Source organism: Actinomadura sp. 7K507 (assembly GCF_004348425.1).
Taxonomy (GTDB): Bacteria; Actinomycetota; Actinomycetes; order Streptosporangiales; family Streptosporangiaceae; genus Spirillospora.
The window spans coordinates 1-12067 of the sequence record NZ_SMKK01000265.1; the positions used below are offsets into that span (position 1 = coordinate 1).

At 74.6% G+C, this 12067-nt stretch carries 10 protein-coding genes; 8 read left to right on the forward strand and 2 right to left on the reverse strand.

Going from position 1 to position 12067, the window contains the following annotated elements; all coding sequences use genetic code 11:
* Window positions 1-264 precede the first annotated feature (264 nt).
* Window positions 265-1584, reverse strand: a complete 1320-nt coding sequence (locus E1285_RS38210; protein ID WP_132159484.1) for a hypothetical protein — start codon at window positions 1582-1584, stop codon at window positions 265-267.
* A gap of 265 nt (window positions 1585-1849) precedes the next feature.
* Here E1285_RS38210 and E1285_RS38215 point away from each other — a divergent pair, with 265 nt between their 5' ends.
* On the forward strand, window positions 1850-2527 hold the full coding sequence (locus E1285_RS38215; protein ID WP_132159485.1) for a class E sortase: 678 nt from the start codon (window positions 1850-1852) through the stop codon (window positions 2525-2527).
* Between the two features lie 70 nt (window positions 2528-2597).
* Entirely contained in the window at window positions 2598-3305 is a 708-nt protein-coding gene (locus E1285_RS38220) for a hypothetical protein (RefSeq protein WP_132159486.1), read from the forward strand.
* A gap of 7 nt (window positions 3306-3312) precedes the next feature.
* On the opposite strand, the gene E1285_RS38225 is transcribed toward E1285_RS38220, so the two are convergent.
* The gene (locus E1285_RS38225; RefSeq protein WP_243723343.1) at window positions 3313-4128 is read right to left on the reverse strand and encodes an IclR family transcriptional regulator; all 816 of its coding nucleotides are present in this window, start codon (window positions 4126-4128) and stop codon (window positions 3313-3315) included.
* A 157-nt stretch (window positions 4129-4285) separates the two neighbouring features.
* On the opposite strand from E1285_RS38225, the gene E1285_RS38230 reads away from it, so the two are divergent.
* The 6 genes from E1285_RS38230 (at window position 4286) to E1285_RS38255 (ending at window position 12014) form a co-directional block, all read left to right on the forward strand.
* Window positions 4286-5518: a flavin reductase gene (locus tag E1285_RS38230; protein WP_243723344.1), complete on the forward strand. Its 1233-nt coding sequence runs from the start codon at window positions 4286-4288 to the stop codon at window positions 5516-5518.
* Window positions 5519-5540: 22 nt separating this feature from the next.
* The gene (locus tag E1285_RS38235; protein ID WP_132159489.1) at window positions 5541-6809 is read left to right on the forward strand and encodes an acyl-CoA dehydrogenase family protein; all 1269 of its coding nucleotides are present in this window, start codon (window positions 5541-5543) and stop codon (window positions 6807-6809) included.
* Complete coding sequence (locus tag E1285_RS38240; protein ID WP_132159490.1) at window positions 6806-8305, forward strand: aldehyde dehydrogenase; 1500 nt, start codon at window positions 6806-6808, stop codon at window positions 8303-8305. Before E1285_RS38235 ends, E1285_RS38240 begins: the two co-directional genes overlap by 4 nt.
* Complete coding sequence (locus tag E1285_RS38245; protein WP_132159491.1) at window positions 8302-9447, forward strand: FAD-dependent oxidoreductase; 1146 nt, start codon at window positions 8302-8304, stop codon at window positions 9445-9447. The genes E1285_RS38240 and E1285_RS38245 overlap by 4 nt, the downstream gene beginning before the upstream one ends.
* Before the next feature lie 20 nt (window positions 9448-9467).
* Window positions 9468-10907 (forward strand): aldehyde dehydrogenase family protein, encoded by a 1440-nt coding sequence (locus E1285_RS38250; RefSeq protein ID WP_243723345.1) that lies wholly within the window; start codon window positions 9468-9470, stop codon window positions 10905-10907.
* A gap of 120 nt (window positions 10908-11027) precedes the next feature.
* The gene (locus E1285_RS38255; protein ID WP_207947122.1) at window positions 11028-12014 is read left to right on the forward strand and encodes a hypothetical protein; all 987 of its coding nucleotides are present in this window, start codon (window positions 11028-11030) and stop codon (window positions 12012-12014) included.
* The last annotated feature ends 53 nt before the right edge of the window (window positions 12015-12067 follow it).

Genomic DNA, 12067 nt, shown 5'->3' on the forward strand with positions numbered 1-12067 from the left:
GGGAGGTGGGGCGGGCGCGGTGGCGGCACCGGCGACGGCGGCGCCGCCCGGCAGGGCGGAACCGGTCACCGGAAGGGCCGCCGCCACCACGGCGGCGATCCGGAGGCGCGTTCTCATGGATCACCTCGGTGCGGCCGGGAGAGCGGCGGGCGCGACGCCGCTTCCCGGCCGCGGTCAGTGCGGACTCTTGTCAGTTCGGATACTTGTCAGTTCGGATACTTGTCAGTGCGGATACTTGTCAGTGCGGATGGTCGTCGGTGCGGATCAGGAGAGGGTGAGGGTGAGGACGGCGGTGTACTGGCCGGCGCCGGTGACCGGCGGAACCTTCAGGTTCAGCCCGGCGCCGGCGGTGAAGGTGCCGCCGACGATCTGCCCGGCGCCGTCGGGGGCGCTGCACAGCGTGGCGGCGGTGGCCGGGTCGAGCGCGCCGGCGCTGCCGGGAACGGCGGTGCTGGACCCCGCGCCGGGCGTGCACGACGGCGTCCACGACATGTTCCCGGCCGGGATCTTCGTCCCCGCCACCGCGGAGAAGTCGCTCAGCACGCCGGTGAGGGACCAGCCGGCGGTGCCGCCCCGCGCGTCCACGACGGTGACCTCGCGCAGGTCGCCGGTGGCGGTCTGCTCGGTGCCGTTCAGGGTGACCGGGGTCAGGTCGACCTCGCCCGCCTCGCGGGCCATGGTCAGCGGGCCCCCGTTGACGATCAGGTTGATCTTCTGCTCGTCGCATTGCTCGGCGTCCTGGCCCTCGCACTCGCCGGTGGGCGGCGGGGCGTCCCCGGTGACCCTCAGCGCGACGCTCTTGCTGACCGCGCCCTGGGTGATCACGACGGTGCGGGACCCCGTGGCGGCCGACCCGGCGACGGTCGCGGAACCGGTCAGTTCGCCTCCGGCGTCCACCGAGGCGGACACCCCGGTGAGGTCGCCGGCCGCGCACTGCGCGCCGTTGGCGTCGCACAGGGCGACGTCGACCGCACCCGGCTGCCAGCCCGCCCCGGACAGGGTGATGCCGCCGCCCTGGGCGACGCTCGGCGGGTTGACGGAGACGCTCGGGCCTCCGGTGGCGCCGACGCTGATGGTGGCCAGCGCCTCCGGCGTGCCCTTGGGCGCGCAGGCGATCGTCGCCTGGGCGCCCGCGTCGGCGAGGATCGACAGGTCGCCGGGGGCGATCTTGACGTCCCCGGCGGCGCCGATCGTGAACGTGCCGGTGGCGGTGCCGATCGGGACCTCGCCGTACGGCGGGATCGGGCCCGCCTTCTCGGGCACCGTGATGTCGACCGAGCCCGTCTGGGCGCCGGACAGGGTGAGCGACCCCGAGGTCGTCCACTTGTTGACCGGCACCGGCGCCACTCCGGGAAGGTTGGAGAAGTCCGCCTCGACCGTGACCTCGTCGCCGACGCCGGCCGTCGCGGGCGCGGTGAGGGTCACGGTCGCGTTGTAGTCGAACGTGGTGCCGAAGATCGTGCACGAGTAGGGGACCTGGCCGGTCGCGGCGTAGGCCGCGGCCGCCGCCGGAACCGCCACGGCCCCGGCGGCGGCGGTCACCACCACCGCCGCACCGCGCAGTGCCGTTCGTCTGGATCTCATCGTGTGCCGCCGCTCCTTTTCAGCCGGACCGCCCGCCCGGACGGGCGGGACGGGGAACCCGGGCAGCTGGATGCCGCACCACCAGTCCGCCATGCGAACCAGCGCCCCACCCCGAACCTTGTTTCGCAGGAGGAAACAGGGTTTCGCAAGGTGCACATAGCGAAACCGTAGTGCGTAGGCCGTGTCAAGAGATCGGCCCGGCGAAACACAATCGTTTCATTCAGGGAATCGCCGTTTCCCTTGCAAGCCGTTACGGTTCCACACCATGCGCGCCGTGTTGCGAGGTTTGGCCGAGACCCTGGTGACCGCGGGGCTGCTCCTCGCCTTCTTCGTCGGCTACCTGGCATGGGGCACCAGCCAGTACATGCACCAGGAGCAGGGCGGACTCCAGGACGAGCTGGAGCAGCGATGGAGCGCCGCCCGTGCCCGGCAGGCGGCCGCGACCACGCGGAACGGGTCCGGCGGGGCGCCCGGCGTCAAGGCGGGGGCCTCCGCGCCGGCCGAGGGCGAGGCGCTGGCGATCCTGCGCGTGCCCCGCTTCGGCGCGTCCTACCGGTACGCCGTCATCGAGGGCGTGAGCGAAGAGGACCTGCGCCGGGGCCCCGGCCACTACCCCGGGACGGCCGGGCCCGGCCAGGTCGGGAACATGGCGGTCGCCGGCCACCGCACCACCTACGGCTCGCCGTTCAACCGCAACGGGGACCTGAAGCGCGGGGACCGGATCCTGGTGGACACCGCCACCGCCACCTACGTCTACGAGGTCACCGGGCGCGTCATCGTGCGGCCGGGCGAGACCGGCGTGATCGCGCCCGTCCCGCGCAAACCGGGACGCAAGCCCGTCAAGCGGATGCTCACGCTGACCACCTGCCATCCGAAGTTCTCCGCCGCCTACCGCCTGGTCGTGTTCGCGGAGCTGCAGGGGCGGCGCGCGCCCGCCGCCTGACCCGGGGCGATCTGTTACCGTTCCCCAGAAGGAAACGGCGTTTCGCAAACTTCGCGAACCGGGAGGCGATGTGGGACCGCATCCGCACGGCTGGTGGATCCTTCTGCACGTGGTGCTGTTCGTCTTCTGGGTGGGCGGCGACCTCGGCGTCTTCTACTCGAGCCGGTACGTGCTGCGGCCCGACCTGACGCCGGCGGCGCGCTCGGCCGCGCTGCAGATCATGAGCGGGCTGGACCTCGGTCCCAAGATCTGCCTGGTGCTCTTCCTCCCCAGCGGCCTGACGCTGATGGCGCTGGAACCGCACGGCGCGGAGCTGTTCGGCGCGCCCGCCTTCGGCCTCTGGCAGATCGTGCTGGCGTGGGCGTTCTCGCTCGCCTGGCTGGCCGCCACCATCGTCGACCACCGCACGCACGGGAGGTTCCCCTGGGTACGGCGGGCCGACTGGGCGATCCGCATCGCCGTGGCCGCGGGGCTCTCGGTGGCCGCGGCCTACACGCTGCTCGCCGACACCCCGTTCGGCGTGACGACCAACCCGCGCTGGCTCGGCGCCAAGGTCGCCCTCTACACCATCGCCCTGCTCTGCGGCCTGGGCATCCGCCTGACGCTGCGCCCCTTCGGGCCCGCGTTCGGCGCGCTGATGGCCGGCGGCTCCACCCCCGAGATCGAGCGGACGCTCAAGCGGTCGGTGGACGGCTGCCTGCCGTACGTGTTCGGCATCTGGGCCGCGGTCCTGAGCACCGGCGCCCTCGGCATCTTCAAGCCGGGCGCCGACCTGTGACGCGGTCCTAGCCGCTGTGGCCGAGCTGGGCGGAGACCCGGGCCGCGGCCTCGACGACCAGCGGGGCGCACTCGCCCATCCGGGGCTTGAACCGGGTCAGCGGCCCGGCGGCGCTCAGCGCCGCGATGACCCGGCCGTCGTGATCGAAGATCGGGGCGGCGACGGAGGCGGTGCCCTCCTGGCGCTCGCCCGTCGAGCCGGCGTACCCGCGCTCGCGGACCGCCGCCAGCTCCTCGCGGAGCCGCTCGGCGTCCACGATGGTCCGCTCGGTCAGCGCCTTCAGCGGATGGCGCTCCACATAGCCGTCCACCTCGGCCTCGTCGAGGAACGCCAGGATCGCCTTGGACGAGCTGCCCGCGTGCAGCGGGTAGGGGATGCCGAGGCTGACCTCGACGCGCAGCTCGTGCGGCAGCACGACCTGGTCGACGTACAGCCGGGTGTCGCCCCGCCGGATCGACAGCGTGGCGGTCTCGCCCACCCCCTGGGCCAGGCGGCGCAGTTCGGGGGCGGCCAGCGCGCGCAGGTCCATCCGGGCCAGGTAGGCCCGGCCGAGCGCGATGGCGGCGTGCCCGAGGGCGTAGCGGCGGGTCCCCGGATCGAGCGTGATCAGCTCGCGGCTGCGCAGCGCGGTCAGGATGCGGTGCACGGCCGCCTTGGTCAGCCCCAGCTCGGTGGCGATCTCGGTGACGCCGAGATCGGGGCGGGAGCTGCGGCCGAACAGCAGGAGCACGTCCATCGCCCGCTCCACCGCCGCGATCGACCGGCTCTGGCCCTCGCCGTCCTCGGCGGCGCGGTCGCCCTGGTTCGTAGCACTGCGCGTCACTGCGGCTCCTTCTCGGGACGTCGGGGCGGACGGACACAGTTTAGGGCAAAGCGTTTCCCGTAGCGAAACATCGGCGCGCGGCCGTTGACATGACCCGACGGGCCTCGTTACCGTGATCGATACGATGTTTCCATACGCGAAACGAAAGGCCGATGCCGTGGGGGTCGACTCGCAGACCTTCCGGGCGGTGCTGGGCCAGTGGCCGACGGGCGTCGCGGTCGTCACCACCACCACCGCGGACGGCTGGCACGGCATGACCGCGAGCTCGTTCAGCAGCGTCAGCCTCGACCCGCCGATGGTGCTGGTCTGCCTCGCCCGCGGCATCCACACCCACACGCTCGTCGAGCGCAGCGGCGTCTTCGCCGTCAGCATCCTCGGCAAGGACCAGGCCGGGATCGGGCACCGGTTCGCCGGCCACACGCCCGGCGACCGTTTCGCCGGGCAGGACTGGACGGCCGCGCCCACCGGAGCGCCCGTGCTGGAGGACGCGCTCGCCTGGCTGGACTGCCGGGTCGCGCACGCCTACCCCGGCGGCGACCACACGATCTTCGTCGGCGAGGTCACCGCCGCGCACGTCCCGCGCCGCACCGCCCCGCTGCTGTTCCACTCCCGCGCCTGGGGGCAGCTCGCCGATCCGCTGCCCGAATCGGCCGTCATCGCCGACACCGGCCTGGCCGCGGCGCTGCACCGCAGGCTCCGCGCCCACGGCACCGCCCCCTCCCGCGTCTCCCCCGACGGCGTGGCCGGGCTGCTGGGGCGCGTGCGCGCCGCCGGCGTCCGGCTGCGCCTCCCGCCCGTCCCGCACGAAGGCCTCCCGCCGGGAGGATCGGTGCTGGTCGAGGACGAGGCCGAGCTGGACCTGGTCCCGCCGGACGCCGAGGCCGTCGAGATCGTCGACGGGCCCGGCGCCGCGGAGCTCGTCCGGGCCGTCCTGCTGCGCGGGCACGCGGCGGTGGGCCGGGTCCCCGACGCCTTCCGCGCCGACCGGCGCGCCGACGTGCTCGCCGCCGCCGACCGCCTCGCCGCGGCGGGCTGCGCCGAGATCGCGCTGGACCAGGGGCCCGCCGCGGCGTCGCCGCTGCACCTGCGGGGCCTGCTGCAGGACGTCGTCGCGCGGACGCGGCCGGTGACCCCCCGCGTCCGGCTGCGCGACTCCCGCGGCCTCGGCCTGGTGAACGCGCTGACCGCGATGAAGAGCGGCGTGCGGCACTTCGACGTCACGCTCGGCGGCGTCGACGGCGGGCTGTGCGCCGAGGACATGCTCTTCCTGGCCGCCCAGCTGGAGGTGGCCACCCCGATCGACCGGGCCGCCCTGGCGGCGGCCTCCGCCGAGCTGGAGGCGATCTGGGGCGCCGCCCTGCCGGGCCGCGCCAACCGGATCGCGTCATGACCATCGTGAAAGGGACTCCCAGATGACGCTGACCGGCGAACGGCTCGTCGAGAACATGACCGAGGCCGAACGCGAGCGCGCGGGCCGCGTCGAGAAGGTGCTGCCCGCGCTGCGCGAGGCCGCGGCGCGGGCGGATGCCGAGGCGGCCTTCCCCGCCGGGCACGTGACCCTGCTGCGGGACGCGGGGCTGCTCGGCCTCGTCGTGCCCGAGGAGCACGGCGGGCTCGGCGGCGGGCTGCGCGACCTGGCCGCCGCCACCTACGCGATGGGCGGCGCGTGCCCCTCCACCGCGCTGTCGTACTTCTTCCACAACACCAGCGCCTCGCGGGGACTGCTGCCCCTGGAGGCGATCGAGGCGGGACTGTTCACCGCCGAGGAGGCCGGACCCGTCCGGGCCTTCGCCGAGAAGGTCCTGACGCGGATGGCCGCCGGCACCTGGATGGCCAACTTCGCCAGCGAGGAGGTGAAGAGCTCCAGCGCCAACATCGCGATCGCCACGACCGCGGCCCCGGCCGAGGGCGGCTGGACGCTCAACGGCGTCAAGTCGTTCGGCTGCGCCACCGGCGTCGCCGACACCTACCTGGTGACCGCGCGCCTCGACGGCACGACCGGCGCCGACGGGCTCGCGATGTTCCTGGTCCCCCGGGAAGCGGAGGGCGTCGCCTCCCGCACCCCCTGGAACGGGCTCGGCATGCGCGCGTCCAACAACCACGGCATCACGCTCACCGACGTGTTCGTCCCCGCTGAAGAGGCGCTGACCGTGCCGGGCGCGTTCATGCGGATGCTGACGATGAGCCGGGGCAGCTTCGTCGGCAACCAGCTGGCGATCTCGGCGTGCTACCTCGGCACGGCCCAGTCCGTCTACGACTTCGCCCTCGACCGCCTCACCCGGGCGAAGTTCGCCGACTCCGGGCGGCCGATCGCGTCCTCCCCCATGCACCAGGTGATCATCGGGGAGATGTCCGAGCGGCTGGAGACCGGCTACCTGTGGATCCGCCGGCAGCTCCAGCTGGAGACCTGCGAGCCGCCGCTGCTGCCCAAGCGGGACGTGTACCGGCAGTGGCGGATCGCCAAGGGCGACATCGCCGAGTCGTGCTACCAGGTCGCGCTGGGCGCGTTCAAGGCGTGCGGGACGTCGGCGGCGACGCTCGACGGCGTCATCGGCCGCGGCATGCGCGACCTGGCGATGGGACTGGTGATGACGTTCCCCGCCGAGCGCGGCAGGCTGGAGGCGGCGCAGGTCATCACCGAGGCCCGGGAGAACGACCTGTTCGCGAGCGTGCAGAAGTGACCCGGGGCGCGGGGGCGGCCCGGCCGCAGCGCGACCTCGTCGACGGTGAGTGGGCCCGCTGCGCCGGCGAGCTGGACCTCGTCCTGGAGGACCCGGCGACCGGGCTGGCGCTCGGCCCCGCCGCCGCCACCGGCGAGGACCGGACCGAGCGGGCCCTGGCCGCGGCCGAGGCGGCGGCCGGGGACTGGGCCGCCCGCGGCGACCGCGCCGACCTGCTCGACGAGATCGCGGACGCGCTGGAACCGGTGCTCGCCGACATCGTCCGGCTGGAGGCGACCGCGACGGGCGTCCCGCTCCGCCAGACCCTCCCGCTCGGCATGATCGTGACCGGCTCCTTCCGGCTGGCCGCCGCGCAGCTGCGGGACGGCACCACCGAGGTCCTGCGCCGCGAGGACGGCCGCGCGGTGCAGGTGCGGCGGCTGCCGTGGGGGCCCGCGCTGTGCCTGGTCCCGTGGAACGCGCCCGCGCCGATGGCGGCGCACAAGGCCGCCAACGCCCTGGCCGCCGGCTGCCCGGTCGTCCTCAAGCCCAGCGAGTACGCGCCGCACGGCACCCAGGTCCTGGCCGAGGCCGTCGCCGGCGCGCTGGCCGCGCACGGCGTCCCCGGCGGGGTGTTCCAGCTCGTCCACGGGGACGGGACGGCCGGCGCCCGCCTGACGGGCGACCCGAGGATCCGGGCGGTGTCGTTCACCGGAGGCGCCGCGGGAGGCGCGTCGGTCGCCGCCGCCTGCGCCGCCGGGCTCAAACCCGTCCAGCTGGAGCTGGGCGGCAACAACCCCCTGATCGTGATGCCGGACGCCGACCCCGGACGGGCCGCCCGAGCCGCCGTCGACCTGCTGACCACGCTCAACGGCCAGTGGTGCCGGGGCCTCGGCCGCCTCATCCTGCCCGCGGAGATCCAGGACGCCGTGCTGGACGAGGTCGCCCGGCGCCTGGAGGCCCTGCGGGCCGGGCCGCCGCTGGACGACAGCGATCTCGGCCCCCTGGTGCACTCGCGCCACCGCGCCCTGGTCGAAGGCCGGCGCGACGCGCTCGGCGGCCGGGTCATCGCGCCCACCAAGGTCCCCGCCGAGGGCAACTACCTGGCGCCCGCGCTGGTCACGGGCGTGGACCCCGCCCGCGCCACCGAGGAGATCTTCGGCCCGGTCGCGACCGTGCACCCCTACGCGACGCTCGACGAGGCGGTGGCCCTGGCCAACGGAACCGGCTACGGCCTCGAAGGCTACGTCGCCGGCACCGACGAGGACGCCGCGCTGGCGGTGGCCGGCCGGATCCGCGCCGGGGAGGTCAAGGTCAACGGGTCGAGCGTCATGAGCCTGCACCTGTTCGCGCCCCGGCCCGCCTGGGGCGCGTCCGGCCTGGGCGAGGAGGGCACCGCCGAGACGTTCCGGTTCTTCACCAACCCGCAGGTGGTGGGCGTGGAGAACGCGTACGCCCTGCACTCCCGGGACGACCTGCACTCCGCGGACGACCCGCACGCCGGGGACGACGCGTGACCCGGGTCCTGGTCGCCGGCGCGGGGCCCGTCGGCCTGACGGCGGCGCTGGAACTGGCGCGGCACGACGTTCCGGTGACCGTCCTGGAGGCCGGGGACGAGCTGGCGGCCGAGTCGCGGGCGTCCACCTTCCACCCGCCGACGCTGGAGATGCTGGACGGGCTCGGGGTGCTGGACGAGCTGCTCGAGCGCGGCCGCGTCTCCCGGACGTTCCAGTACCGGGAGCGGAGCGGCGGAATGATCGCCGAGCTGGACCTGTCCGTGCTGTCCGGCGACACCCCGTACCCGTTCCGCGTCCAGTGCGAGCAGAGCAAGCTCACCCCGATCCTGCTGGAGCACCTGCGCAAGGCCGGCGGCGACGTGCGGTTCGGGGCGCGCGTGCGCGACGTCCTGACGCACTCCGGCGGCGTCGAGGTGACGACCGCGGACGGGACGCGGCACCGGGGCGGCTGGCTCATCGGCGCGGACGGCGCCGGATCGGCCGTCCGGCGGTGCACCGGCGTCGAGTTCGCGGGCCTCACCTACCCGGAGCGCTTCCTGGTCGCCTCCACCCGCACCGACGTCGCGGCGCTGCTTCCCGGCATCGCCGACGTGAACTACGTGTTCGACCCCGCCGAATGGCTGGTGCTGCTGCGCACCCCCGACCACTGGCGGGTGCTGTTCCCCACGCCCGAGGGCACCCCGGACGGGGACGAGCTGGCCCGGCTGCCCGAGCGGCTGAACGGCGTCGCCGAAACCGGGTGGGACATCGCGCACGCGAGCCTGTACCGGGTCCACCAGCGGGCGGCCGTCCGGTTCCGGGTGGGGCGGGTCCTGCTGGCCGGCGACGCCGCGCACGTCAACAACCCGCTCGGCGGGATGGGCATGAACAGCGGCGTCCACGACGCGGTGCTGATGGCCGGCGCCGTCGCCGGAGTCCTGGCGGGCGGCCCGGAGGAGGCGGTGGACGCCGTCGCGGCGGCCCGCCGCGACGTCGCGCTGACGTTCGTCGGACGCTCGACCCACGCCAACTGGGAACGGATGCGCGCCGCCGACCCCGGGCCGTACCACGCGGAGCTGCGGGCGCTGGCGGGCGATCCGGACGCCGCCCGCCGGCACCTGCTGCGCACCTCGATGATCGCCTCGCTGCGGGACGCGGCGTGAGCGGTGCCGGGCCGGGCCCCGTGCCTGTTTCGGAGCCGGGCACCGGGATCGTCCGCGAGAACCCGGCTCGGCTCGGTGAGATCGTCGGCCGGGTGCCGGTGGCGGACGCCGCGCGGGTGGACCGGGCCGTCCGGGCGGCCGAGGACGCCCAGCGGGACTGGCGGGACGTCCCCGCCGCCGAGCGGGCCGGAGTCCTGAGCAGGGCGGCCGACGCCCTCGCCGCCGCCGGGGGGATCGCCGAGCTGCTGGCGCGCGAGTCGGGCAAGCCGGTCGCCGACTGCGAGGGCGAGGTCCGGTTCGCGGCCGCGTACCTGCGCTGGGCCGCCGAGCACGCGCCCGCGGCGTACGCCGACCGGGAGGTGGACGACGCGGCGGGACGGCTGCTGCTGCGGCACCGCCCCTACGGGGTCGTCGCGGCGATCACGCCGTGGAACGCCCCGGTCATCCTGACCCTGCTGAAGGTCGGCCCGGCGCTGGCGGCGGGCAACACCGCCGTGGTGAAGCCCTCGCCGCTGGCGCCGCTGGCCGTGACGCGGGTCCTGGAGCTGTTCCCGCCGGAGCTGGTCCGCGTCGTGCACGGCGGCGCCGGGACGGGGCAGGCCCTCGCCGGGCATCCGCGGGTGCACCTGGTGGCGTTCACCGGCGGCGCGGAGGCCGGGCGCGCCATCGGCGCGGCCGCGGCCGCGGCGATCACGCCCGTGCTGCTGGAGCTGGGCGGGAACGACCCGGTGGTGCTGCTGGACGACGCACGGCTGGACGACGCGGACATGGACCGGCTCGTCATGGCGTCCTTCGCGACCGCCGGGCAGGTGTGCATGGCGGCGAAGCGCGTCTACGTGCCCCGGTCCCGGTTCGACGACGTCCGCGACGCCTACGTCGCGGCGGCGGCGCGCACCGTCGTCCTGGGCGATCCGCTCGACCGGGAGACGACGGTCGGCCCGGTGATCTCGGCGGACGCGGCGCGGCGGATCCGCGGACTGGTCGCGGACGCGGCCCGGCGGGGCGCCTCGGCCGTTCCGCTCGGCTCGGTGCGCGCCGACCTCACGCGGGGGCACTTCGTGCGGCCGGTTCTGGTCACGGGGGCCGGTGACGAGGCCCCCGTGGTGTCCGGCGAGCAGTTCGGGCCGGTGGTGCCGCTGCTGCCCTACGACGGGGAGGACGAGGTGCTCGCGCGCGCGAACGCCGGGGACCTGGGGCTCGGCGCCTCGGTCTGGTCGGCCGACGAGGACCGCGCGTTCGCGTTCGCCCGCCGCTTCGAGGCGGGCTTCGCCTTCGTCAACACCCACAACCGGACCGGCATGTCGCTGCGGGCGCCGTTCGGCGGTGTGAAGCGCAGCGGGCACGGCCGGGAGTACGGCGCCGAGGGGCTGCTGGAGTACGCGCAGACGTGCGCCGTGCACGCCCCGGCGGCCTTCCGTGCGGGCGGCGCGGGCATGGGCGCGGGCGCCTACCCGTCCTGAACGAGCGTTACCGAACCGCGTTCTGGATCTCTCTTGACGCCGCCGCCCCGGTGACACTTAATGGTGGCAACATTGGAAACGCCGTTTCGCCGAGCGAAACGGTCTCCTTCCGGAGGCGTCATGCGTGTCACCCGCGCTGTCCGTGCCCTAGCCGCCACCACCACCGCCGTCGCCGCCTGCGCGGCGGCCTCGCTGACGGTGGCGGCCCCCGCCCAGGCCGCCGTCACCCGGGTCCAGACGACCGTCGAGATCCGGTGCGCGTTCACGATGCTGAACCAGAGCGCCGACTGGTACTTCCCGTCCGGCACCCCGAAGGGCCTGGTCTGGCTCCAGCACGGATTCGTCCGCGCCAACGACCACGTCGCCGACCTGGCGGGCGAATACGCCTCAGAGGGCTACCTGGTGTTCGCCCCCACCCTGCCCAGCGCCCACATCTTCGGCTGCACCCTGCAGAACATCGGCAACAACACCGACTTCCTCGGCAACGTCGCCGACCTGTTCGGCAAGGCCTCCCACCCGAACGACAAGCTCGGCCGCAGCCTGGCCAAGGCCAAGGCCGAGGCCGGACGGCCGGACGTGACCATGCCGTCCTCCATGGTCTTCTCCGGCCACTCCGCCGGCGGCGAGGCCGTGACCTACGTCGCCGACAAGGTCCGCACCGGCTACCCGTCGGCGTGGACGGGCCTGCGCGGCCTGGTGCTGCTGGACCCGGTGAAGTCCTTCATCGGCAGCAACCTCGTCACGGGCCTGAGGGGCGTGGACGGCACCGGCCGGCAGATCCGCACCATCTCGGCGCCCGACGGCACCTGCAACAACAGCGGCTCCGGAACCGACGCCGTCCAGGCCGAGGTGAACGACCCGTTCGTCGGCGTCCGGCTCAGGAACGGGGCGCACACCGACGCCGAGGGCTCCAGCACGGACTCGGTCGGGACCATCGCCTGCGGAACCCCGAAGGCCCCGAACATCACCGCGCTGCAGACGTTCGCGGTGGCGTGGGCCAAGGACGCCTTCAACGGCACCCAGACGCCGGGCTACCTGCCCGGCGGCGCCTACTACCAGAGCCTGCTGTCGGCGGGCACCATCGAGACCCTGAACGGGGCCTCCTGACCTGCACCGACTGACCCACACCGATTGACCCGGGCGGCGCCCCGGCGCCCCTC

Bases quoted from the DNA above. Each gene is read 5' to 3' on its own strand.
- E1285_RS38210 (WP_132159484.1), bottom strand. From the start codon at position 1,584: ATGAGATCCAGACGAACGGCACTGCGCGGTGCGGCGGTGGTGGTGACC.
- E1285_RS38255 (WP_207947122.1), top strand. From the start codon at position 11,028: ATGCGTGTCACCCGCGCTGTCCGTGCCCTAGCCGCCACCACCACCGCC.
- E1285_RS38235 (WP_132159489.1), top strand. From the start codon at position 5,541: ATGACGCTGACCGGCGAACGGCTCGTCGAGAACATGACCGAGGCCGAA.
- E1285_RS38215 (WP_132159485.1), top strand. From the start codon at position 1,850: ATGCGCGCCGTGTTGCGAGGTTTGGCCGAGACCCTGGTGACCGCGGGG.